Genomic DNA, 20,818 nt, shown 5'->3' with positions numbered 1-20,818 from the left:
AGGCACGACGGCGCATCCGGTCGATCAGGCCTGCCTGAGGTTCGACATAACGACGGCGCCGACGTCGGTATAGATGCCGACAAGCGGCCCCACGATCCGGTGCAGCCCCTTCTTGGAAATCACCGTATCGTGCAGCACGAGATGATCGATGCCCGTGGTCAGGAAGCAGCGCATGGCATCGCGCGGTGTCTCCACGATCGGCTCACCCTTGACGTTGAATGACGTGTTGATCAGCACGGGAATGCCGGTCAGCTCCTCGAATTCCTTCAGCAGCCGATAGAGCGCAGGGTTCGTCCTCTCGCGCACGGTCTGCACCCGTGCGGTGCCGTCGACGTGAACCACCGCCGGAATCCGGTCGCGCCACTCTGGCCGAACCGCCTTGGCGATCAGCATGAACGGCGAGTCCTCGTCGCCCTCGAAGATATCCGTCATGCGTTCGGCCAGCACAATGGGCGCGAAAGGGCGGAACGGCTGGCGGTGCTTGACCCGGCTATTGAGGATGTCCTTCATATCGGCCTTGCGCGGATCGGCGATCAGGCTGCGATTGCCCAGCGCGCGCGGGCCGAATTCGGAACGCCCCTGAAACCAGCCGATGACTTTCTGATCCGCCAGAAGTTTCGCGGTTTCGGCGTAGACGTTCGAGCTTCGCACCGCCGCCGTCTGGACCTTGACGATCGCGCGCTTGGTTGCTGCGTCGACCTCGGCATCCGAGTAGCTGCGGCCGACATAGGCGTGCTCCATCACGAATCCGCGACGCTGTTTCAACACTTCGAGCCAGCCGTAATAGGCGCAACCGATCGCAATGCCGTCGTCCCCTGCCGCGGGCTGAATCCAGACATTCTCAAATCCGGCCTCCCGCGCGATGCGTCCGTTGGCGACGCAGTTCAGCGCCACGCCGCCGGCGATGCAGAGGTTCTTCGCGCCGGTGGTTTCCCGCAGCCACTTGGCGCGTGCGAGCAGCACCTTTTCGGTGTCGTCCTGAACACGCCACGCCAAATCCTCCCAATGGCGCATGGAGGGGCTGCTGTCCCATTTTCCGCCGCCGTCGACGACATAGGGCTGGTTGAACTCGGCCGACCAGCGCAGGACCGTGAGCTGATTGTCGGCGATCTCCATCAGCGACTTGACCTGCTCGCGGCGCCCGTACGGTGCGAGCCCCATCAACTCGCCGCATTTGTTCCAGTCGCCGAACACGTAGGTCGAGGCGCGGCTGTAAAGCGCTCCGAGGCCCGGCATGTTGTAGAACTCGTCGCTGAAAAAGCCGCGGTCCGGCTCCATCCAGACCTTCTTCAGGCTTTCGAGAGTTTCGCCGCTGAACCGGTAGTAGCTCTCCGATTCCCGCGCGAGCGGCGATGCGGCGTCGCTTTCCGGATAGGGCTCGGTCACGTCCGAACGATAGCTGCCGACGCCGTCGACGATCATAATCGCGCCCTCATCGAACGGGCAGGCCGCAAAGGCGCTGTAGGCGTGCGCCAGATGGTGGGAGATCGACACCACCTTGTCGGAGCGCGAGCGGAAATACGGATGGTCGTGCGCATCCGGGCGCTCCTCGGCGGGAAGGAATCCCGGCATGTCCTGATAGATCAGCCGCTCCTCCATCTCCGCAACGGGAAGGATGTAGCAATTGCGGACCACCAGATCGACGTCGCCGATGCCGATGCCTTCGGCGCTCAGGCAATAGTCGATGACTTCCTTAAAAAACCCGCTGGCGTGCTTTTCGCGCGTGATCCGTTCCTTGGCGATGGCGCAAGCGACGGCGCCGTCGCGAAGCAGGCAGGCGCTCACGTCGTGATCGTAGGTGTTGAGACCGAGAACATAAGTGTGCTGTTTTGACATGAGCCTCTGCCGGGGCAATCTGGAGGAAGAATTCGGGCTCCGCACCTTTTCGAGGAGCCGAGCCCGTACGCGAATGAGTGGTTAACGCGCCACACCGCCGGCGGGCCACGTTATGCCTGCCCTTGTGCGTCGCTTGTGCGGGAAATTAAGTTCATGGCGGCCGGAACAGAAAATGGGCCCAAATGGGCCGATGCCTGAAAACGGCCCATTGCAACCGGAGGATACGCAGGCCGGGGATGGCAATGCCGGGTTTCTCATTGACATCCCGCAACATTTCCAGGCTTTTTCACCACGACGCTTGAACCTGCAAGCGTCACGGGCCGACCTTTGACCGGGCGGGAAGCCGACCGAAACCCTGAACGGCGACACGCTCAAATTCGTTGATCTGTATTATTTGCATCATGCACCGAACCAAAGCGAACTGACCGCCTTATAATCGCGACAATGCTTGTCGCGATAATGGTCTGGCTCAAGACGGTGCCAACAGAATGGGAGTTTCTCCTGATGGCTCAAAAAAGTTCGAGCGCGCAACGCAGCATCGTCACCCGCGTCCTGGCGGCAGCGGCGATGGTTTGCGTGTACTTTGTCAGCGTTGCCGGCGTGTCTTCGGTTGTGATCGCCGGATCGACCACGTCGGCGGCAGCCCGCGGGCGCGGCGGTGGACGCGGCGGTGGCCGTGGTATTGGCCGCGGACGCGGCTGGGGTCGCGGGGGCGGCTGGGGTCGCGGTGTTGGCCGCGGACGCGGCTGGGGTCGCGGGCGCGGCTGGGGCTTCGTGGCGCCCGGTTGCTACTACAGCCCGCGCTGGGGCCGCACGATCTGCCCGTACTGATCCGCCCGGTCTTTTCGCAAGCACTAAAGGGGTGCGCCGGTCCGCTGGCGCGCCCCTTCCCTTGGATGGGATGCATTCAAGAGAAGATGACACCTATCAGAAAAGTCTTGTTGGCGTTAATGCTCTGCCTTGCTTCGACCGCTCATTATCCCGCGATACGGGTTTTGAGAATGGCGCGGCGAACAAACCGATAAGGTAGAACATCAGCCCGGCTAGAGCATTTCCCGGTGAAGTGGACACCGGGTCACCGTAAGGAAATGCGACCACTCAAAAGCTTGGAGCGCCTGTTCTGATTCCATCAGAACGGTAAGCCTCCTAGGGCGTCTGTTTCGTTCTCTCGCTGCGGTCGCACAGCGCGGCAATGGTTTCCGATGCAATCAGCGCGTTGGCTTCGAGTGGCTTACCAGTGACATGCTCATCGACAAGCGCGAACGCTTCATCTTCGGCCATCCCGCCACCAATCAATCCGAGCGCGATCACGTTCTCCACATCCGTAACCGAATAGATCTGTTCGAGAAAGCGCTTATGGCAAGCCTCCGGGGTGTCGCCGTATTGTCCGGCAAACGGCGCCCTGCCTATGCCGAGACGAGCAATCGTGACCATCTTGGCGACCTGCTTCAATTTCGCCCCGCCTGCGATCATGGCGAGAACCCTGGGGTCATTCAAATTGAAGGTGCGAACCTTGCCGGCAAACTGAAGCTGCCGAGAGCAAGTGCTAGTGCTGCGGTCGATCATTTCAAAACCTCTTCGATTGCTTTGGTGATGCTGTCGGCGATCTTGCGACGCCGGCGCTGACCTCGAGGGCGCGGGGCTTCGCTCCCGAAATATGTCGACATCACAATATTCCCATAGCCTTCCCGGTCGAATTTTATGGGAAGATTTGCGTGCTGAAGAACTATCAAAGCCATTGATTCTATTGGTCGGGGCAGCTGGATTCGAACCAACGACCTGCAGTACCCAAAACTGCCGCGCTACCAGGCTGCGCTATACCCCGATCTGCTGGGAACCGATGTCGTTACATGCTTCCGACTGGCCCAGCAAGCCGCCCAGAGCCTCCGCTCCTGATGGAATCGCAAACGGGGCTCTATGACTTTGATTTGGCGCGTTTTCTTGACGCGAACCGTGACCCGTCCTCGGGTCAAGCCCGAGGACATGCTTCGCTCGAAAACGCTCCAAGCTATTGAGTGGTCGAATTTCCTTACGGTGAACCGGTGCCACTTCACCGGGAAATGCTCTAACGGACCTCAATGGCCGTTGAAGAGCGGGTGCGAGACCCTGTCGCCCGGCGCGATGCCATACTTTTTCGCGGTCCCCGCGATCACCTCAAGCACACCTTTGGCCGGACCGCGTGAGGGAATGATCCGGGTCGAGAGCGGCTCGGTGTTCTCGGCGATCCGGAGGATGCGGCCATCAGGGCCGATAAATATCATGTCGAGCGAGATGTAGGTGTTTTTCATCCACATCGACACCTGCTGAGCCGGAGAAAAATCGAACAGCATGCCCTGCCCGTCCGGCAGATGCTTCCGATACATCAGTCCAGTCTCCTTCTCCTTCTCGGTCGTCGCCATCTCGACCGAGAATATCTTCACGCCGGCTCGGGTCGCGATTTCCAGCGGCTGGAATTCGGCGGCATGGACACCGGCGCCGCCCGGCGCGACCACGCCGATCCACCAAAGCAGCGCAATCCACAAGCCGGCGCGCAGCCACCCAAGACCGACCTTCCGCACTCGCATCATCTGGCAACCTGTCAGGAACAAAGGATCATGCGTAGCCGCCGGAAACGGACCACCAGCCACGACGCGAGCAATAGCCGGCCGGCCGTGCGGCCACAAAACACGATTTCCGGAAGGTCGGGCCTCAAGCGGTCAAACCCGGCGCGGGGCGCCTTCGGCGGCGGTCCGCTCGCCAGATCAGTGAGAGGACAGGCTGGGGGCGCCGGTTTCCGGCTGGATTTCTGCCGCCATCATGCCCTTGGAGCCCGGCCCGAACCGGACCAGCACGAACTGTCCCGGTCGAAGCTCCGTCATGCCGAAGCGCCGTAGCGTTTCCATGTGAACGAAAATATCCGGCGTCCCTTCGCCGCACGTCAAGAAACCAAAACCGCGTAACCGGTTGAACCATTTCACCTGCGCCCGCTCCAGGCCGCTGGTCGGCGTTACGCTGACATGGGTCCGCGGCGGCAGCATCTGCGCCGGGTGAATTGCGGTGGACTCGTCCATGGAGGTGATCCGGAACACCTGATAGCCCTTTGCTCGCTGCACGCATTCGCAGATCAGACGGGCGCCCTCGTAAGCCGTCTGATAGCCGTCGCGACGAAGCACGGTGACATGCAGGAGCACATCCGACCAGCCGTTATCAGGGACGATGAAACCGTAGCCCTTTGAAGCGTCGAACCATTTGATGACGCCGCTGATCTCGACAATGTTCGCGGGGGATTCTCCAAGCCCCGTAAACGGACCAACCCCCGATTCCCGATCCGCCGTTCCAGAAAAGTCCTTCGACCCGAGGTGATCGCTCACCGCCGAGCCTCCAAACTTCCTGGATTCAAAACCATCCGACCCCATGACCCAGGACCCCACACATCACTGCGGCTGTCGTCTGTGCGACACCGTCATTAACAAACGTATATAGCCCCACGAATCTCACGAATCAAAAGATAACACTCTCGCCGGCGTCGCAAGACAAAAAATAAATTGACCGCGACCTATGAACAGTCTTGCACATGTGCGAATCAATTTTTTCCGATTCCAGATCGACCATCTATGTGACGCCGATGTCGATCCGGATGACAAAATCGGCTGTCCGACGGCTCTTCGTCGAGGATCATCAGCGCCGCGCCGCGTTTGCTGGCCATGATCGCGGGAGTCGGGCGGCACACCTCATTATTTCATTCATCGGGCGTTGCGGGCGCGAATAGCTCCTTCGCAAATACGTTCGATTGACGCGCCCCATCCGCTTTGTTGAAATTGTTCCAAACAGAGCGCAAATGCCGGAGTCAAAGAATCGTAATGGCGCACGAACAAAAAAATCAGACGGGTCCGGAAGACAGGCCAGGATCGGAGCGAGCCGACATCGCGCGGCGCGTCGCCAATTTCAAGGCGCATCAAGCCAAGCTCCAACAGGAACGGGACGAATACTACAAATCCGTTCGCGCTCGTATAGGCAGAACACTCGACGGGTCGCAGCCGACCAACGTCGCCAATACCCCTGAATGATGCGCTTCATCCCTGAGGCATTGCGACCTGTGATCCCTGCGTCGGATCACCAGTGATGGTGCCGATGATGCCAGTGCCGATGATGCCAATGTCGGTATGGACCTCCGTAATACCCATAAGAGCCGCCGTAGTAGGCTGGGGACCACCCGCCGTAGTAGACCGGTCCATAATACGGCCGGTAGTAGCGCGGCCCGTAATAGCCTCCGGAATACCCGTAGGGTCCATAATAGTATGAACTCGCCGCTGCGCCCGCGGCCAGCGCGCCGATGGCAAGGCCGAATCCAAGACCCGGCCCTATTCCATGCGCCTGAGCCGGTGCCGGCGCCGCCACAACAGCGCCAATTGTCGCCACGGTCGCAATCATGATCGCCGTCTTTTTCATGTCCCTGTCCTCTCGCGAAGCATCGGCGAATTAACGCGGTCCATTTGGTTTGGTTGCAGAACCGGAGCGGCCGGATTCAATCCACCCGTATTTTTTGCTTTTCCCGGAAATCCGCTTTTGTCTGCTCTCACATGGATTTTGCTGTTATCAGGTGACAAAGCAAAATTATATGTCCGCAGGGAGACTTGGAAGCAGGGAGACTTGGAACATGCGCTATCTCCACACCATGCTGCGCGTGCGCAATCTCGAGATCGCACTGAAGTTTTACGTGGATGCGCTGGGACTGAAGGAAGTCCGGCGCGTCGACAACGACAAGGCGAAATTCACGCTGGTGTTTCTGTGCGCCCCCGAGGACGAAAACCTCGTTAAGCAATCCAGCGGCCGCGGCGCGCCGCTGGTCGAACTAACCTACAACTGGGACGAGGAGACATACGGCGAGGACCGCTATTTCGGCCACCTCGCCTATGAGGTCGACGACATCTATGCGACGTGCGACCGATTGATGAAGCTCGGGGTTACGATCAATCGCCCGCCCCGCGACGGCCAGATGGCGTTCATCCGCTCGCCGGACCTGCACTCGATCGAGCTGTTGCAAAAGGGCGATGCCCGGCCGCCGGCCGAGCCGTGGAGTTCAATGCCCAACACCGGTCATTGGTGAGGCCGCGGACGGCTTTTGATCGGTCTCGCTGAGCGGGCGTCTCATGCCTGCGCGCTCGTTGCGCCCTATCGGTGTGCTGAACGCGCTCCGGCATCCCGACGCAGCGTCAGCGTCCCGTGCCGGCATCGACGCCGATGCTGCCGCCGATGTGCACGCAACTCGACGATCCCTCGACCCTGACGAAGCCGGGTCCGAATTCCGGACAGGGTTTTCGCGCGGACGGCCCCGATTTTTTGACCGGCTGCTCGGTCTTGATGTCGCGGCCGGAGAAGTGTGAATCGCGCGTTTGTGCCCACGCGGACAAGTCGGCGACGGACAGCACCACAAGCAATCCATACAACGATCGCCATATCATCATGCCGGATGCTCCATCGGAGTTGACGCCTCGGCCTGCCCGCGGCCTCGTCTGCATCGCTTTTTCGGCCAGGCTAGACCCTGCACCGCTTCGGCATCGTTCGGGGAGAATGCTTGCCCCTCCGGGCAAACGCCACTATACGTTCCGCCGCTGCCGCCGGTCCGGTTCACCGCCGCCCGGAGACACCGTCTGATCAAATCATTATAGGATATTGATTTAACGGCAATATCGCAGCGGATTTGAGACTGAAACGACGGCGCGATTCGTCGCTGAAAAGTTCAGCTCCCTTCGTCTATCGGTTAGGACGCCACCCTTTCACGGTGGAGAGAGCGGTTCGATTCCGCTAGGGAGCGCCAATCCCGAAATAAGTTACTGATATATCGAATGTTTTACAACTCGGTGGGCCACGCGGAATCGAACCGCTTTCTCGGCCAACGTCTCACACTTCGGCCTTCACTCACTGGAGAAACTGACATGAGAAGGGCATCGACTCGTCGCTACTCTTGACGCCGGCCGCACAGGGCTACATCAGCATTGCGTTGCCCGACGGCGGACATGCTGCAGATATGTCAGAAGCAAACGCGAATGACCCATTGCAGACCTTCGCCGCCACGGCTCCGATGTCAGTTGCTGACCCACAAACGACCTAGTGGTGAGAAGGAGCCAAGATGAAACTATGGCACTCACTCAACTTAGACGTCTCAACAGTTCACATTTGCCTATAGGTAGAGGCGGCGAATACGATCAAGGTTCATACAACGAGCCGCCGAATAAAGACGAGCGGGTCGCTAGCAGCGACCCCTTCTTCGTTTTTAGCGCTCACTTTCAAGGTGCAATAAGCTGCTGTTGAGCTACGAAGCCGCCGACGTGCTGGATTCACCAGAGATGTGATGGGATCAAGGAATTCTCCCAGTGGCCCATGATTCCGCAACTGTGCGTTGACGGACAGTTTATCGGGGGCTACGGACATCGTCCGCGAGATAAATGCGTCGGGGGAGTTCCAGAGTTTCATTGGCGCAGATCGCGACATTGCCATATAAAAAGGAGCACTATGTCATCCCATCCAACCGATTTCCAAGGTTCCGTCATCGACGCGCTGCGCGAGGCCATCGAGCAGCAGATTCACGATTCACAAGCCACAGTCAACGGCGGTGGGGGACACTTCAGCATCGAAGTGACGTCGCCCGTGTTCGCCGGCATGAGCATGCTTGCGAGCCAGCGGTTGGTGTACGGCGCAATCGCCCACTTGATGCGGGGTGACGCGCCCCCGGTGCACGCCGTCGACAGTCTGAGAACTCGAACGCCCGCTGCGTCTTGAGCCGGATTTAGCAGGCCAGCTTCCACCGGAACAGAACGCGCGCAATGTGACGTGACGTCTGCTTTTGGCCCTTTTCGGACATGAGGCGACGTCCGGTTTGAGTCTACAATTCGCCGGATAGCGGACAATGGGTCGAAGCCGTTCACGAACCTCGATTTATGAGTACACGCCCCAGCGCGCGTGGCGCCAGATAAGAACAAACGCCTTTGTGATTTCTGCGGGCTGCCCTTGCTATAGCCATCAGGCAGAAACAAACCGGAAAAGTGGGCCACACGCCTACGGAAAGCACCGGAATACAACGAAACTGATTTGTGACCCACTTCCGTCTAAGTATCACCAGCAGCACATTTTTCGGCTCCGCTAGGGAGCGCCACCTCTCATCTAAACCATTGAAAAGCTGAAACATCTAGGCGTGAAGCAATCGCGCGAACACTTTTCCAAGAGCTTGCAAGCTCGGGAACAGGTCGAACGATTCCGCCAAAAAAATGAATAAAAGTGCGTGAACGATATACAGGCGACCTTCGAACCAAGTGAGCGCGTGTTCAAACAGGCCCCTTGGGTATGGAAGCGCGGTAAAAATGAAAACGATTGCCGTTCCAAGAACAAACGAACCAATGATGTCGCTTGGATAGTGGAGTCCGACAACGACCCTGGGAATCGCGACTAGTGCCGCGACCCAAACAAAGCAGAAAAATCCGACCAAACGCTTTTCTACAAAGATTACGGCAGCAAGGCCGAAAAACAAGGTCGCTGTGTCGCTCGGAAACGAATTCGTTCGGTCCCATGGTGTTCGCGGAATGACGGTGTCGAGAGGAATTGCCAAGTCCAAAATTGGCCGCGTGTGGACCGCGATGTGAAACTGCGACCAAACCGATAGCATTGTCGCCAAACAGACCGCCAACAGTCCGGCCAGCATTCGACCACGACGCTCCGGTTGATCGCTGGAGAACCACAGGGCGGGAATCGAAAAGAACAATGGAAATCCCCTGAAGAGCGAATTGTTCGCGAGATCCCAGAGGTTGTTATTTCCTCCACCGAATGCGTTGAGCGAAAGCAGAATTTCTTTATCAAGACTCATAAGTGTCGTCGTTAATGAATTCATCACATCAACCTGGAGTTGGCCGCGATCCTGCTATTACCTGCACCCTCTGCTGGTCAATAAAACAATCGTGCGGCGCGCCTGAGCGGCTTGATCTTGTTGAAGCAGCGCTCGTGACGTTGCGCTCCCTGTAGAGATCGGCGTCGTAAGTGTTCGGGAAATCATGGATGGGTTGTTGTTCTGCGTGGCAGATTGCCACCTATCGCGTTTGGTCTTGTTCGCGATAAGGGCCATCCGCGCATGGCTTTGCTCCGTCTACATCAAGAGCTTGAATTCATAACTCAGCCGCGCACAAAACTCCCATCAGCCAATTTTCAAATGACCTCCAAGAACGAAAATGATCTCAGAGTCGATTTTGTGAAGTGGTGCGCTCGGAGGGACTCGAACCCCCACGATGTTACTCACTGCCACCTCAAGGCAGCGCGTCTACCAATTCCGCCACGAGCGCTGAAAATCGAGCCGAAGCTGGCGCTCCGACCGGATCGACGGCGCCGATGTAACAAAACAATGGTGGGGGGACAAGGCCCAGCTAGAGGTTGTTCCCCTTTCTGAAGAGGCTCGGAAGAGCATCGCCGCCGGAACCAGAACGATATTGGAATCAGTAGCTTCAAGCGCCCTCCTGATCCGGGCTCCGATCCCGGCCCGGACCTGTGGACTTCAAGTCCGAGCCGAGAGGCTTATCTGTGGTCCGGCGTCCGCGGCAGCATCTGCTTGACTTCGACCGCGATGCGATTGCGATTGACCACCACCACCCCGCTGGCGACCGGCAGGTTGTTGGCGAGGATCTTGACCTCGTCCTGCTCGGTGGCATCAAGCTCGATGATGGCGCCGCGGCTGAGCCGCATGACCTGATGAACGGGCATCGACGTGGTCCCCAGGACCACCATGAGATCGACGGATACTTTATCGAGCGTCGCCACGAATACAGACTCACGGACCATGCAAATTGCTGCGGTTCCAGACCACCACGTTATGGTTAGACAATGGTTAACAACCGCCAGACCCTCGATTTGAAGCCGTTTGCAGCCTCGCCCAGTGAGCCTGTGGACTGGCTGCTGTCCGATGCTCCCGTGCCCTATCCGGAGGCCGTTGCCGCCATGGAAGCGCGGGCGGCGGCGATCGCCTCGGGCGAGGCTCCGGAACTGGTCTGGCTGCTGGAGCACCCGCCGCTCTACACCTCCGGCACCAGAGGGCGCGAAGCCGATCTGCTCCAGGCCCGCTTTCCGCTGTTCGCGACCGGCCGTGGCGGCCAGGTTACCTATCACGGCCCCGGCCAACGCGTGGCCTATGTCATGCTGGATTTGAAGCGTCGCCGTCCCGATGTGCGGGCGTTCGTCGCCGGCCTCGAGGAATGGATCATCCGAACTCTCGATGCCTTCGACGTCAAGGGAGAGCGGCGGGAGGATCGGGTCGGCGTCTGGGTGGCGCGCCCGGACAAGGGACCGGGCCATGAGGACAAGATCGCGGCAATCGGCGTGCGGCTGCGCCGCTGGGTGTCGTTCCACGGCGTCTCGCTCAATGTCGAACCCGACCTCAGCCATTTCGACGCCATCGTGCCCTGCGGGATTACGGACGCGCGCTACGGCGTCACCAGCCTCGCCGATCTCGGCGTTCGTGTCAGGCTGACCGATGTCGATGCCGCCCTCCGGCGCGCATTCGGAGAGGTGTTCGGCCCGTCGGAACTGCGCCTGCCGGAGACGACGGCCTGACGATCAAGAGGCTGGGCTATTCTTGCGAGGCCGATCTTGCGAGGCCGAGCGATTGCAGTCCGAGTACTCCGGTGCGATTTTCTGTGCGCCGCGCGCGCCTTCGGTAGACTCGGCGAGACCGAGAATATCTCACAGATCGGATCGGAGCAGCCGGAAGTAATTTGCATTTTTTGCAAAGAAGTCCGGTAATGCCTCGGCCTTGCATCGGCCCGCGCTGACAAGCACACATCGCATAGCAGCGTCGCCAAAATGACGATAACTCGCATGGTTTCTTCTCAGATATACTTTAGAGGCTGGTTAGTAGTGTCTCCGGCAATGGGACTGCCGGGTCCTACAGTTCCCTTGAGACCGGCAGTCCCGATTTACGCTTCAGCGCATCCGGCTTTCGTTGCGGATCAATTCCAGCATGGTCTTGCACGCCAGCAGTGCATCCCTGGCCTCTTTGAGAAGCTCGGTCGCTCGGCGGCTTTCCTCAGCCGTGTCATGCACCGCCGCCATCATGTCGTGCAGCGGCCACATTATGAGCCATTGCGGGATCTGCTCGCGCGGTGTGGCCCTGTCCTTGCTGGCGCGGAAGATCAGGTAGACGCAGCCCAGCAGAATCAGTACCGCGACGGCCGCCTGTATGATCGGAAACTGCCCGAGAGCGCCGAACGCTTTGCCAGACACCCCGTCCATGGCGGCCGATATATCCGCAACTGATAGCGCTCACTCGGTCACCGTCAGCATTGGCGACACGATCGACATCAAACTTGTGGTGTCCGGCTCTGCGACTCAAACGATCCATGACGCGGTCGTCCGCTTCATAATTTAAGGATAATCCAGAAATGGCTGAAGGCATCCGAACGCCAACCGTTCCACTTGGAACCGACCTTGGTGAATTCCTCGGTCATGAAATCGTCGGCGCGACGAGGTCCATAAAACGGTTCTCGCGGTCGAGCGTCCTTGGTCCGATCGATGCGGCTGTTCACGGCTTCAACGCGGGCGGCGGTGTCATCTTCACGACGAAGGCGCAAGCCAATTCCTCTCTTGCTTATGATGCAAACAAAATGGCGTGGGTCATCAACGATCCTACACCAGCGAACAATGGCGTATATCAGAAGCAGGGCGCGTCAGGTTCGGAATCGTGGACAAAGGTCGCCGAACTTCCGGTAAGGTAAGGTTTGGCTGCCGTGGCGCGAACGTTCGCCTACGCCGTCGGGAGTTGCGAAAAACGCTCGCCGGGCCGGATCATCTTCAAGGCGTTCGCCGTCACGGGCTGATCTTCGACCGCATCAACGCGTGCGGACTCCGGTCCAAGCCGGCAGCGTGCCACCATGTCCGCGACGGCATCGGCCGGCCCCGCGAACAAGGCCTCGACGCTGCCGTCGCGGCGATTACGCACCCAGCCGGCAACGCCGAGACGGATCGCCTCGCGCATCGTCCAGTAGCGAAAGCCGACGCCCTGAACGCGGCCGCGGATCACGATCTGACGAACCACGTTGGCCATCTAGCCTTTCATTTCCGGCAACTTCACACCGCGGGCATACAAGGTTTCAAGGCGCTGGCGAAAGTCTCACTCACGCAAATTCGAGGATCAGCGCATCCACCGCCAGCGTCGCGCCGGGGACCGCCGCGATCGTCTTGATCACTCCGTCGTGCTCGGCGCGCAGCACGTTCTGCATCTTCATGGCCTCGATCACCGCCAGCGTCTCACCAGTCTTGACCTCCTGTCCCTCGGTCACCGCAATCGAGACGACGAGGCCTGGCATCGGGCACAGCAGCTTCTTGCCGGTGTCTGTCACGGCCGCAACCGGCATCAGCCGCGCCGCCGCCGCCTCGGTTTCGGTAAACACGTTGATCGCAACTTCGAATCCCTGATGCGCGAGCTGGATGCCATTGGGCATCGGCCGCACCTGCATCGCAATGGGATGCCCGTCGAGCGTGCCTTGCCAGACCGGTTGGCCCGGCACCCATCGCGAGAGCAATCGATGTGCATTGCCGACATCACCATCCTCGCTGACGAAGCGGACCGCGATGGCGTCGCCATCGCGCGCGACATCGAGCAGGATTTCATCGCGGTCGAGCCAGACTGCGCGGCGGCCTTCGCGCGTCACCACGCGCCCGTTCATCTGGCCGGAAATCTGCCGCTTGCGCTCGCCGAGCATGTGATCGATTGCGGCCGCCACCGACGCGAGTCTCCGCGCGATCTCGCCTTTCGGCGCTCGCGTCGTGAACCCCTTTGGAAATTCCTCGGCGATGAATCCGGTCGAGAGATTGCCGGCGCGCCAGCGCGGATGATGCATCAAGGCCGACAGAAACGGAATGTTGTGCCGGATGCCGTCGATATAAAATGCGTCGAGCGCATGAGCCTGCGCTTCGATGGCGGCGGCGCGCGACGGCCCATGGGTGACGAGCTTGGCGATCATCGGGTCGTAAAAGATCGAAATCTCGCCGCCCTCGTACACGCCGGTATCGTTGCGCACAGTAATGCCGTCCTGGCTCATCTCGGCCGGTGGTCGATATTTGACAAGACGCCCGATCGAGGGGAGGAAATTGCGGAACGGGTCTTCGGCATAGACGCGCGATTCCACCGCCCATCCCGTTAGCGTCACGTCCTTCTGCGCGATCGCGAGCTTTTCTCCGGCAGCAATGCGGATCATCTGCTCGACCAGATCGATGCCGGTGATCAACTCCGTGACGGGATGCTCGACCTGCAGCCGCGTGTTCATTTCGAGAAAGTAAAAGCTCTTGTCCTGCCCCGCGACGAATTCGACCGTGCCCGCCGAATCGTAGTTCACCGCCTTGGCCAGCGCGACGGCCTGCTCGCCCATCTTGCGCCGTGTGGTCTCGTCGAGCAGCGGTGACGGCGCCTCCTCGATAACCTTCTGGTTGCGGCGCTGGATCGAACACTCGCGCTCGCCGAGATAGATCACGTTGCCGTGCTTGTCGCCGAGCACCTGAATTTCGATATGGCGGGGATCGACGATGAATTTCTCGATGAAGACCCGATCGTCGCCGAACGACGACTTCGCCTCCGCCTTCGCGAGATTGAACCCCTCGACGACCTCGGCGGTCGCGTGCGCAATGCGCATACCTTTTCCGCCGCCGCCGGCCGACGCCTTGATCATCACGGGATAGCCGATCTCGTCGGCGATTGTCACCGCGTGCCTGTCGTTCTCAATCACGCCGAGGAAGCCGGGGACCGTCGAGACCCGGGCCTTGGCCGCAGCCTTCTTGGATTCGATCTTGTCGCCCATCGCGGCGATCGCGCCGGGATTGGGGCCGATGAAAATCAGGCCAGCGTCCGCGAGCGCACGCGGGAACGCCTCGCGCTCGGACAGGAAGCCGTAGCCGGGATGCACGGCCTGCGCACCGGTCTTGCGGCACGCCTCCACGATCGTCTCGATGACGAGGTAGCTCTCGGCCGCCGGCGGCGGGCCGATCAGCACAGCCTCATCGGCAATCTCGACGTGAAGCGCGTCGCGATCCGCCTCCGAGTATACGGCAACGGTTTCGATGCCCATCCGACGGGCCGACCTGATGATCCGGCAGGCGATCTCGCCGCGATTGGCGATCAGTATCCGTTTGAACATGAGCCTGTTGACCTGCAACCTTGAGGCGCGGTCCAATCCCCCGGACGGTGCGCGCGATCTGGCCTACGGACGCGGCGTACCCGTTCCGTCGTACAGAAAAACAAAACGGGAGCAAAGGCTTTTCAGCAGGACCGTGCCTCGGACGAGCTTACTGCCAGAAACGGGATTCATGTTTTTGGTTTGACGCGTTTCTTCACGCGAACCGGCATCCATCCTCGGGTCAAGCCCGAGGACATGCTTTCGTTCGAAAACGCTACAGAAACGGCGTGAGCGAGCAACCCGTCGTTCGTCGTCTCAGCAGGTTTCGCACGGCCTACATGCCGATATCAAAAAGGTTTGGAAGATGCGTCAGCGGCAGGGTCGCCGCCCCGATCAGGCTCGCGACCAGCGCCATCAACTGACGATTGCTGCGGCGTTTGCCGCGCATCTGGCTTGCGATCCACTCCAGCACTTCGATATTGACGCCCACCGCCCTGGTCGGCGCCCAGCTCTCGATGGCCGTGTCCGGCGACAGCGCGATGCTGCGCGGCGGCACCGGAAGACCTGATGCAGCCGCGGCGTGGTGCACGATCGCCTTGGCAAAAAGATCGTCAAACCGCCCGTCATCGCTTCGCTCAGTCGCAACATCGTTAATTTCGAAAAGAACTTCCGCCTCCGCCCGGCTCACCGGCTGGTTATTCACGGCGGCGGCGGTCAAAAGGCGCACGCACCAGGACGCGTCGGTGGGGTCGAGCACGCGGGAAAAATGAACGCGGCCGCGCGCGGTCGGTCCCTCCCCCGTGATCACGCTGTCACGGACCGTGGCAAGCGCCGCGACCACGGCCTCCCGGCTGACAATGGCGGAAATGTCGATCGGGCCGCCGGCGGCGGACATGTCGGAAAGCATGGGGTGGTTCTCGCTTCTGGATCAAATCAGCAATTTCACGCGGGCGTGAATCGTTCGTTAAAAATCAGACAATCCGTCGTCGTGCTTTTGAATTTACCCGACTGCTCGGTTTGTCACGGCGATGTGGATCGCCGTTCAAGACGATCGCAGCACGTTCCGGCGCGGGCGGGGCAACATCACGGCATTCCCGATCACAATGTCGTAGGCGTTGTCGTAGGCGTTAATTCGCCGCACCTGCCGGCTATCGACAGGAAGATGCTCCGCAACGCCCGCCGGGAAAAAAGATATTGCCCTTTTTCATAACCGGTTTCGTTTCGTAATCGTGCGGCCTATAGTTGCCGCACCTATGGGTTAACTGTGACACGAGGACGTAACTATGACTTTATCGATTGGTACGCCTGCCCCTGATTTCGAAGCCGAGAGTACCGAAGGCCACATCAGCTTCCACAAGTGGCTCGGAGATGGCTGGGCTCTGTTTTTCTCTCACCCGAAGGATTTTACGCCGGTCTGCACCACTGAGCTGGGCGCCGTCGCACGGCTCAAGCCGGAGTTCGACAAGCGAGGCGTCAAGCTGATCGGCATCAGCGTCGATCCCACAGACAAGCATCACCTGTGGTCCAAGGACATCGAGGAGACGCAGGGCGTCGCGCCGAACTATCCGTTGATCGCCGATGTCGATTTCAATGTCGCCAAGCTCTACGGCATGCTGCCGGCTAGCACCTCGGGCGATGTCAACAAGCGGACGCCGGCAGACAACCAAACCGTGCGCAACATCTTCGTGATCGGCCCCGACAAGCAGATCAAGCTGGTACTCATCTACCCGATGAGCACCGGCCGCAACTGGCAGGAAGTGCTGCGCATCATCGACTCCCTGCAGCTCACCGCCAAGCACGGCGTCTCGACTCCGTCGGACTGGAAACAGGGCGACGACGTGTTCTTCTCCGCCGCGGTCCCGGAGGAAGAGGCCCGCAAGAAATTCCCCAAGGGCTGGAAGTCGCCGAAGCCGTATTTCCGTATTGTCGAGCAGCCGAAGTAACGCAGACAGGCGTCGACCTCAGAAAAGCGCATGAAGGGACGCCCTCGCGTCCCTTCATGATGATTACGCACCCCTCGATGCCTGGCCCGCAGCCGAAATCGAGACGTGTCGATTCCGAATTGACCGCGCTCTGTAATTGGTGACGTTCCTGAGAATCTGAAGTTGCTTCGGCGTCCTTTATTTGCCGTGACAGCATTCGGCCCCGGGCAGCCACCTTGCGCCTGCCGCCCCACAGAGCCCCCACCCGGCCACGCAACACCGCGATGCCAAGCCATGCCGGCGTGTTACAAAATCGCGATTCATCGTTTGCGGCCTATAGCGCCCGAACCTATGCTATGCGGCAACACGAGTTTGCCGCGGGGTGCTCGCGCGCTTTTCACATAAGCACCGACAAAGAAGAGAAATTGCCATGCAAGTTCGCGCCGCAGTCGCCGTTGCCGCCGGTAAGCCGCTTGAAATCACGACCGTGGAACTTGATGGCCCGCGCGAAGCCGAAGTCATGGTCGAAATCAAGGCCACCGGTGTCTGCCACACCGACGAGTTCACCTTGTCCGGCGCCGATCCGGAAGGGTTGTTTCCGGCGATCCTCGGCCATGAGGGCGCCGGCGTGGTCGTCGATGTCGGCAAGGGCGTGACCTCGGTGAAGAAAGGCGATCACGTCATTCCGCTCTACACGCCGGAATGCCGGCAATGTCCGTCATGCCTGTCGCGCAAGACCAACCTCTGCACGGCAATCCGCGCCACGCAAGGCGCCGGGCTGATGCCCGACGGCACGTCGCGCTTTTCTTTAGACGGCAAGCCGATCCATCACTACATGGGCACTTCGACTTTCGCCAATTACACGGTGCTGCCGGAGATCGCGGTCGCGAAAATCCGAGAGGACGCGCCGTTCGACAAGGTCTGCTACATCGGTTGCGGCGTCACCACCGGCATCGGCGCGGTCATCAACACCGCGAAGGTCGAGCCCGGCGCCAAGGCGATCGTGTTCGGCCTCGGCGGCATCGGACTGAACGTGTTGCAGGGCCTGCGGCTTGCTGGCGCCGACATGATCATCGGCGTCGATCTCAATGACGGCCGCAAGGCATGGGGCGAGCGCTTCGGCATGACGCATTTCGTCAACCCGACGGAGCTTGGCAAGGACCTCGTCCCTCATCTCGTCGACATGACCAAGTCCGGCGCCGATCAGATCGGCGGCGCCGACTACACGTTCGACTGCACCGGCAACGTCAAGGTGATGCGCCAGGCGCTGGAAGCCTGTCACCGCGGCTGGGGGCAGTCGATCGTGATCGGCGTCGCGTCCGCCGGCGCGGAGATCGCGACGCGGCCGTTCCAGCTCGTCACCGGTCGTATCTGGAAAGGTACGGCGTTTGGCGGCACACGCGGCCGCACCGACGTACCGAAGATCGTCGACTGGTACATGCAGGGCAAGATCCAGATCGACCCGATGATCACCCACACCATGCCGCTCGACGACATCAACAGGGCGTTCGACCTGATGCACAGAGGCGAGTCGATCCGCAGCGTCGTGACGTTCTGAGAGGCCGAGCTAATAATTCGGTGATCCTGCCGAAGCGGGCCGTTGCAGCGGCGCGCCGTCGAGCCGTGCGATCTGTTCGGCAAAATGGCGATAAAAATCCTGCATGTCCTCGCTGGCGAGTTCGTGACACCCCGCCAGCGCGGCGCTCGCCTCATGCGCACGACCGGCTTTGATCCCGGCCAGCAGCGCGCCGTGCAGACGCCTCCATTCGACGAATTCCGGCGACGCCGCCACCGCCTCGTCGCCCGCGATCGCGTAAATCTTGGTCGGCCGGGACTTGCCTTTCAACAGGATTTCACCTGCCTCAAGCAGCGCGATCCCCCTGGCCCGCTGCGCCACGTCTTCCGAGACCAAAAGGTCAACATTGAGCGCCTTGCTTGCCGACTCGATCCGGGCCGCCACGTTCACAACATCGCCCATGGCGGAATAATTGAAACGCCTTTGCGATCCCATGTTGCCGACGCAGGCCAGTCCGGCATTGATGCCGATCCCGATCCTGACGCGGGGGTCCTCGAAACCGCGCGCGGAAAACCCGAAGACGTCGGAGTCGTTGAGCGCGTCGAGCGCCTCGCGCATCTTGAGCGCGGCGCGGCAGGCCCGTGTCGCATGATCGGGAACGTCCACCGGCGCGTTCCAGAACGCCATGATCGAATCGCCGATGTACTTGTCGATCGTCCCTAGCTCGTCCTGGATCGCATCCGACAGCGGCGACAGCAGCGTATTGATGAAATCGACAAGTTCCGTCGCCGTCAGAGCTTCGGAGATCGGCGTAAAGCCACGCACATCCATGAACATGACGGAGATGTCGCGGGACTCGCCGCCGAGCCGCATCGCCTGCGGCGAATTCTCAAGCTGCGACAGCAGCTCCGGCGCGAGATACTGCCCGAAAGCTTGACGCACGAATTTCTTCTCGTGATCGGAGGCGACGTGAAGCACGCGCTCGACGGCGATATAGACCGCCAGCGCCGCCAGCGAGGGGAAGATCGGATCGATCAACAGCCGGAAATGCGAAAACGCGATCCACGATCCCGCGAGCCCTGCCACGAACACCACCACGCCGGCATAGAATGAAAACCGGGCGCCGAACGTCAGAACCAGGCCTGCGACCAATGCGCCGAACAATACGGTCAGGACGATCTCGAGCCCGTCGGTCCAGTCCGGGCGCTCGATGAAGTCCTGCGCGAGGATCTGTTCGATCAGTTGCGCCTGGATCGCCACGCCCGGGACCAGCCCGCCGAGCGGCGTCGCGCGTGCATCCATCAGACCCGCGGCCGACGCACCGACGAGGACGATCGCGCCGTCGATGCGGGGCTTGACCTCAGCCTCCTTGGCAGGGTCGAGAACGTCTTTCACCGACACGTAACGTTGCGGCCGGTCGCGGCTGAAATAGACCCAGGACTCGCCGTTGCTGGTCAGTGGCAGCTTGAACGCGCCGACGCGCATATCGATCAGCGCCGCGTGACCGGTGTCGCTGTCGCCGCTCGATCCGGTCCCGCGGACGATGATGCTTTTCTGGTTCTGGGCGACGCGCAGCGCCTCGATCGCAAGGCCGGGATAGATGTGCGCACCGTCGGAAAACAGCATGGGGACGCGGCGGACGATGCCGGCGCGATCGTGCGAGCTCAGATTGATGCCGCCGATCCCCGCGGCCGCGTCGTTGAAGATCGGCAGGTTCGATACCGTGCCATGAAACGGCGCAAGCACCTTTGTCGGATTGACGCCGACAAAGGCCAGTCCGGCCCGAACCGGCGGACGCTTGTCATTGGCGGCGTTGCCGGCGGCAAAGCCGAGCACGACCCCCGTCTTGCCGATAGCATCCGCGAACGCCCGATCGTGATCCGGCAGGTTCGCGAGCAGTTTCATGGTCTGGTCGAGATCGGGTGAGCCGGAGTCCTTCAAGTCGTTGGCAAGCCGGCTCGGCGTGGTGCGATCGGGTTCAGAAAAGATGACGTCGTAGGCGATCACGCCGGCGCCAAGGTCGGCAAGCCGGCGGGTCAGCGCGGCAAGACGCGTCCGCGGCCACGGCCATTGTCCGTATTCGGCGATCGAGGCCTCGTCGATATCGACAATCCGCACCGGCAGGTCGGTATAGTCTCGCGGCTTAAGCCGCTGATAGGTATCGAACGTGCGCTCCTTCAATTCGGTGACGATGCGCGGATCGTAAGCGCGCAGCGAGGTGAGCAGCACAAGCGTCGCCACCGCCGCACCGACGGCGCGGAGATTTTTATTGCGCATCAGGCGGCGTAGACGCGCCCACGCCAGCATGGCCCGCACGCGCAAGGTGCCGCGCAAACGCGCCGCAGCCTTCATCGTCCGGCCTCGATTGCAGATGCGACCAGATGGCCAATGCTGCCGATGCAGGTCGAAAGGTGAATCATCGA

The 20,818-nt window shown here is 60.6% G+C and carries 22 protein-coding genes and 3 tRNA genes; 10 read left to right on the top strand and 15 right to left on the bottom strand.

Features of this window, described 5'->3' with window-relative positions; translation table 11 throughout:
* Positions 1 to 24: 24 nt before the first annotated feature.
* A complete protein-coding gene (locus tag V4R08_RS04165; RefSeq protein WP_335578177.1) occupies positions 25 to 1,836 on the bottom strand; it encodes a carbamoyltransferase family protein in 1,812 nt (603 codons plus the stop codon).
* 504 nt (positions 1,837 to 2,340) lie between these two features.
* Here V4R08_RS04165 and V4R08_RS04160 point away from each other — a divergent pair.
* Entirely contained in the window at positions 2,341 to 2,667 is a 327-nt protein-coding gene (locus tag V4R08_RS04160) for a hypothetical protein (protein WP_335578176.1), read from the top strand.
* Positions 2,668 to 2,982: 315 nt separating this feature from the next.
* On the opposite strand, the gene V4R08_RS04155 is transcribed toward V4R08_RS04160, so the two are convergent.
* The 4 genes from V4R08_RS04155 to V4R08_RS04140 all read right to left on the bottom strand — a co-directional run bounded on the left by V4R08_RS04155 (position 2,983) and on the right by V4R08_RS04140 (position 5,231).
* Positions 2,983 to 3,402 carry a GTA-gp10 family protein gene (locus V4R08_RS04155; protein WP_335578175.1) on the bottom strand — a complete coding sequence of 140 codons (420 nt, stop codon included), beginning with the start codon at positions 3,400 to 3,402 and terminating at the stop codon, positions 2,983 to 2,985.
* A gap of 182 nt (positions 3,403 to 3,584) precedes the next feature.
* A tRNA-Pro gene (locus V4R08_RS04150) sits at positions 3,585 to 3,661 on the bottom strand.
* 250 nt (positions 3,662 to 3,911) lie between these two features.
* Positions 3,912 to 4,403 (bottom strand): DUF192 domain-containing protein, encoded by a 492-nt coding sequence (locus V4R08_RS04145; protein ID WP_335578174.1) that lies wholly within the window; start codon positions 4,401 to 4,403, stop codon positions 3,912 to 3,914.
* Between the two features lie 174 nt (positions 4,404 to 4,577).
* Complete coding sequence (locus tag V4R08_RS04140) at positions 4,578 to 5,231, bottom strand: cold-shock protein (RefSeq protein WP_335580176.1); 654 nt, start codon at positions 5,229 to 5,231, stop codon at positions 4,578 to 4,580.
* Between the two features lie 444 nt (positions 5,232 to 5,675).
* On the opposite strand from V4R08_RS04140, the gene V4R08_RS04135 reads away from it, so the two are divergent.
* Positions 5,676 to 5,882: a hypothetical protein gene (locus tag V4R08_RS04135; protein ID WP_335578173.1), complete on the top strand. Its 207-nt coding sequence runs from the start codon at positions 5,676 to 5,678 to the stop codon at positions 5,880 to 5,882.
* A 46-nt stretch (positions 5,883 to 5,928) separates the two neighbouring features.
* On the opposite strand, the gene V4R08_RS04130 is transcribed toward V4R08_RS04135, so the two are convergent.
* Positions 5,929 to 6,264, bottom strand: coding sequence for a hypothetical protein (locus tag V4R08_RS04130; RefSeq protein ID WP_335578172.1), 336 nt, complete (start codon positions 6,262 to 6,264; stop codon positions 5,929 to 5,931).
* Between the two features lie 208 nt (positions 6,265 to 6,472).
* Here V4R08_RS04130 and V4R08_RS04125 point away from each other — a divergent pair, with 208 nt between their 5' ends.
* The gene (locus V4R08_RS04125; RefSeq protein ID WP_335578171.1) at positions 6,473 to 6,922 is read left to right on the top strand and encodes a VOC family protein; all 450 of its coding nucleotides are present in this window, start codon (positions 6,473 to 6,475) and stop codon (positions 6,920 to 6,922) included.
* Positions 6,923 to 7,028: 106 nt separating this feature from the next.
* Here V4R08_RS04125 and V4R08_RS04120 read toward each other — a convergent pair whose 3' ends face one another.
* The gene (locus tag V4R08_RS04120; protein WP_335578170.1) at positions 7,029 to 7,280 is read right to left on the bottom strand and encodes a hypothetical protein; all 252 of its coding nucleotides are present in this window, start codon (positions 7,278 to 7,280) and stop codon (positions 7,029 to 7,031) included.
* A gap of 278 nt (positions 7,281 to 7,558) precedes the next feature.
* Between V4R08_RS04120 and V4R08_RS04115 the strand changes: the two genes are divergently transcribed.
* A tRNA-Glu gene (locus V4R08_RS04115) sits at positions 7,559 to 7,633 on the top strand.
* A 695-nt stretch (positions 7,634 to 8,328) separates the two neighbouring features.
* Positions 8,329 to 8,595 carry a BolA/IbaG family iron-sulfur metabolism protein gene (locus V4R08_RS04110; protein ID WP_335578169.1) on the top strand — a complete coding sequence of 89 codons (267 nt, stop codon included), beginning with the start codon at positions 8,329 to 8,331 and terminating at the stop codon, positions 8,593 to 8,595.
* Positions 8,596 to 9,001: 406 nt separating this feature from the next.
* Here V4R08_RS04110 and V4R08_RS04105 read toward each other — a convergent pair whose 3' ends face one another.
* The 3 genes from V4R08_RS04105 to V4R08_RS04095 form a co-directional block, all read right to left on the bottom strand.
* Entirely contained in the window at positions 9,002 to 9,697 is a 696-nt protein-coding gene (locus V4R08_RS04105) for a phosphatase PAP2 family protein (RefSeq protein ID WP_335578168.1), read from the bottom strand.
* A 360-nt stretch (positions 9,698 to 10,057) separates the two neighbouring features.
* A tRNA-Leu gene (locus V4R08_RS04100) sits at positions 10,058 to 10,142 on the bottom strand.
* 229 nt (positions 10,143 to 10,371) lie between these two features.
* The gene (locus V4R08_RS04095) at positions 10,372 to 10,635 is read right to left on the bottom strand and encodes a FliM/FliN family flagellar motor switch protein (RefSeq protein ID WP_011510634.1); all 264 of its coding nucleotides are present in this window, start codon (positions 10,633 to 10,635) and stop codon (positions 10,372 to 10,374) included.
* Between the two features lie 42 nt (positions 10,636 to 10,677).
* Here V4R08_RS04095 and lipB point away from each other — a divergent pair, with 42 nt between their 5' ends.
* Complete coding sequence (gene lipB, locus V4R08_RS04090) at positions 10,678 to 11,403, top strand: lipoyl(octanoyl) transferase LipB (protein ID WP_335578167.1); 726 nt, start codon at positions 10,678 to 10,680, stop codon at positions 11,401 to 11,403.
* Between the two features lie 369 nt (positions 11,404 to 11,772).
* Here lipB and V4R08_RS04085 read toward each other — a convergent pair whose 3' ends face one another.
* On the bottom strand, positions 11,773 to 12,081 hold the full coding sequence (locus V4R08_RS04085) for a hypothetical protein (RefSeq protein ID WP_335578166.1): 309 nt from the start codon (positions 12,079 to 12,081) through the stop codon (positions 11,773 to 11,775).
* A gap of 149 nt (positions 12,082 to 12,230) precedes the next feature.
* Here V4R08_RS04085 and V4R08_RS04080 point away from each other — a divergent pair, with 149 nt between their 5' ends.
* A complete protein-coding gene (locus V4R08_RS04080; RefSeq protein WP_335578165.1) occupies positions 12,231 to 12,563 on the top strand; it encodes a hypothetical protein in 333 nt (110 codons plus the stop codon).
* 29 nt (positions 12,564 to 12,592) lie between these two features.
* On the opposite strand, the gene V4R08_RS04075 is transcribed toward V4R08_RS04080, so the two are convergent.
* The 3 genes from V4R08_RS04075 to V4R08_RS04065 form a co-directional block, all read right to left on the bottom strand.
* Entirely contained in the window at positions 12,593 to 12,892 is a 300-nt protein-coding gene (locus V4R08_RS04075) for an acylphosphatase (RefSeq protein WP_335578164.1), read from the bottom strand.
* Between the two features lie 70 nt (positions 12,893 to 12,962).
* Positions 12,963 to 14,978: an acetyl-CoA carboxylase biotin carboxylase subunit gene (locus V4R08_RS04070; RefSeq protein ID WP_335578163.1), complete on the bottom strand. Its 2,016-nt coding sequence runs from the start codon at positions 14,976 to 14,978 to the stop codon at positions 12,963 to 12,965.
* A gap of 313 nt (positions 14,979 to 15,291) precedes the next feature.
* Positions 15,292 to 15,852, bottom strand: coding sequence for a cytochrome P450 family protein (locus tag V4R08_RS04065; RefSeq protein ID WP_335578162.1), 561 nt, complete (start codon positions 15,850 to 15,852; stop codon positions 15,292 to 15,294).
* 15 nt (positions 15,853 to 15,867) lie between these two features.
* Here V4R08_RS04065 and V4R08_RS04060 point away from each other — a divergent pair, with 15 nt between their 5' ends.
* The 3 genes from V4R08_RS04060 to V4R08_RS04050 all read left to right on the top strand — a co-directional run bounded on the left by V4R08_RS04060 (position 15,868) and on the right by V4R08_RS04050 (position 18,437).
* Positions 15,868 to 16,167, top strand: a complete 300-nt coding sequence (locus V4R08_RS04060; protein WP_335578161.1) for a hypothetical protein — start codon at positions 15,868 to 15,870, stop codon at positions 16,165 to 16,167.
* 73 nt (positions 16,168 to 16,240) lie between these two features.
* A complete protein-coding gene (locus V4R08_RS04055; RefSeq protein WP_335578160.1) occupies positions 16,241 to 16,900 on the top strand; it encodes a peroxiredoxin in 660 nt (219 codons plus the stop codon).
* 409 nt (positions 16,901 to 17,309) lie between these two features.
* Positions 17,310 to 18,437: an S-(hydroxymethyl)glutathione dehydrogenase/class III alcohol dehydrogenase gene (locus tag V4R08_RS04050; RefSeq protein ID WP_335578159.1), complete on the top strand. Its 1,128-nt coding sequence runs from the start codon at positions 17,310 to 17,312 to the stop codon at positions 18,435 to 18,437.
* 9 nt (positions 18,438 to 18,446) lie between these two features.
* On the opposite strand, the gene V4R08_RS04045 is transcribed toward V4R08_RS04050, so the two are convergent.
* Positions 18,447 to 20,747 carry a CHASE2 domain-containing protein gene (locus V4R08_RS04045; RefSeq protein WP_335578158.1) on the bottom strand — a complete coding sequence of 767 codons (2,301 nt, stop codon included), beginning with the start codon at positions 20,745 to 20,747 and terminating at the stop codon, positions 18,447 to 18,449.
* Positions 20,748 to 20,818: the final 71 nt, after the last annotated feature.

Origin of the sequence: Nitrobacter sp. NHB1 (genome assembly GCF_036964665.1) — a bacterium.
Classification (GTDB): Bacteria; Pseudomonadota; Alphaproteobacteria; order Rhizobiales; family Xanthobacteraceae; genus Nitrobacter.
The sequence above is the reverse complement of the archived record's forward strand: the minus strand, read 5'-3'. Positions and strand labels throughout refer to the sequence as shown.